The organism is Kitasatospora sp. NPDC088346 (genome assembly GCF_044740765.1).
GTDB lineage: Bacteria > Actinomycetota > Actinomycetes > Streptomycetales > Streptomycetaceae > Kitasatospora.
The window spans coordinates 1-1,817 of record NZ_JBIURH010000166.1; the positions used below are offsets into that span (position 1 = coordinate 1).

2 protein-coding genes are annotated in these 1,817 nt (G+C 70.6%); both read left to right on the forward strand.

What is annotated here, in order from left to right; all coding sequences use genetic code 11:
- The coding region (locus tag ACIOFR_RS42180; protein WP_401006138.1) for a Mu transposase domain-containing protein at positions 1-1,009 on the forward strand (1,009 nt) is incomplete at its 5' end.
- Between the two features lie 58 nt (positions 1,010-1,067).
- The coding region (gene istB / locus ACIOFR_RS42185; protein ID WP_401006140.1) for an IS21-like element helper ATPase IstB at positions 1,068-1,817 on the forward strand (750 nt) is incomplete at its 3' end.

The following is a 1,817-nucleotide window of genomic DNA, read 5'->3' on the forward strand; positions in this document are numbered from 1 at the left end:
CCTGGGCACGCTGGTGGCCTGCCTGGACACGACACTGCGGCGGATCGGCGGGGCGCCGACCTACGTGCTGACCGACAATGCGAAGACGGTCACCGTCGAACACATCGCCGGGATTCCGGTGCGGCATCCGCAGATGGTCGCTGCGGGCCGGCACTACGGCTGCCAGGTCGTGTCCTGCGTCCCCTACGACCCGGAATCGAAGGGCGGGGCGGAGGCCACGGTCCGGATCGCGAAGGCCGACCTGGTCCCGACCACGGCGAACCTGCTGCCGGCCTACGACTCATTCGCCGAGCTCGCGGACGCCTGCCGGATCTGGTGCGACATGGTGAACACGCGACGGCACCGGGCGACCGGGCAGATCCCCTCCGACCGCCTGGACATCGAACGCACCACGCTGCACGTCCTGCCGATCGAGCCCCTGGCCCTCGCGCTCGGGGAGGAGAGGGTGGTCGGGGCGGACCGCACGATCAGCTTCAACGCGGTGCGCTACTCGACCCCGCCGGGCTACACGGGCGCCAGGGTCTGGTGCCGGGTCGTCGGTGACGAGCTGTCCATCACGGCCCGCACCGAGTCCGGTGACCTGTCGGAGATCTGGCGTCATCAGCTGTCCACTCCGGGCGTCCCGCAGATCATCGACGAGCACTACCCGGACCATCCCGACGGCCGCCAGGTCCACCAGCCCAGGCTGCGGCCGCGCTCGGAGGCGGAGATCGCGTTCGTGGGCATCGGCCCCGGCGCCGGCCGCTGGCTCAAGGAGGCCGGTCCCGCCGGAGCCTCACGGATCCGGGCGAAGATGGCCCACGCCGTCGAGCTGGCGACGGTTCTGGGTTCCGAGCGGGTCGATCAGGCCCTCGGTCTGGCGGCCGCGGCCGGCCGGTTCGCCGAGGACGACCTGGTCTCCATCCTGGAGCATGTCGCGGCGAACAAGCCCGCCGGGCAGGTCGTCCGCGCGGACGAGGCCCACTCCGTCCAGAACGGCACGATCGGCTGGCAGGCCCTCGGGCGGTGACCACCACCCCGCATCGCTCTGATCAGCATCCTGACCGCACGTCATCGAAGAGAACGGCATGAACGTGAGCTTTCCCCAGGCCCCGGCCCTTCCCGAGGAACTCGACAAGCTGATGCGCCGGATGCGGCTGCCCTACATGCGCAAGGCCGCACCGGACGTCCTGGCCACCGCCCGCGCTCAGCGGTGGGATCCCGCCGAGGTGCTGCGGCTGCTGATCTCCGAGGAGGTCATCGGACGCGACGCGGCCACCCGCCGGCTTCGCCGGCACGCGGCGAACTTCCCCACTGGCAAGACTCTGGCGTCCTGGCGGGCCGAGGACTCCACGATCCCCGAGCCGACGCAGAACTCGCTGGTCACCCTCGAGTGGATCAGCCGCGCGGAGAATCTGGTGATCGCCGGCCCGTCGGGGACCGGGAAGTCGCACTTCACCGAGGGTCTGGCCCAGGCTGCGATCGAGAAGGACCTGCGGGTGTCGTGGTTCACCCTGGAGACCCTGGCCGCCGCGATCGGCAAGTCGAAGGTCGACGGCTCGACCGCGCGGACCGTCGCTCGGATCTGCCGGGCCGACCTCATCGTGATCGATGATATTGGCCTACTGCCGGTCGGCGAGGACGCCGCCGAGGCGTTCTACCGGATCATCGACGCCGCCTATGAGCGCCGCTCGATCGCGGTGACCAGCAACATCCACCCCTCCGGCTTCGACACGATCATGCCGAAGACCCTCGCCGGGGCCTCCACCGACCGCCTCATGCACCACGCTCACCTGGTCACCACCAGCGGCGACTCCCACCGCCTCGCCGAGGCCCTC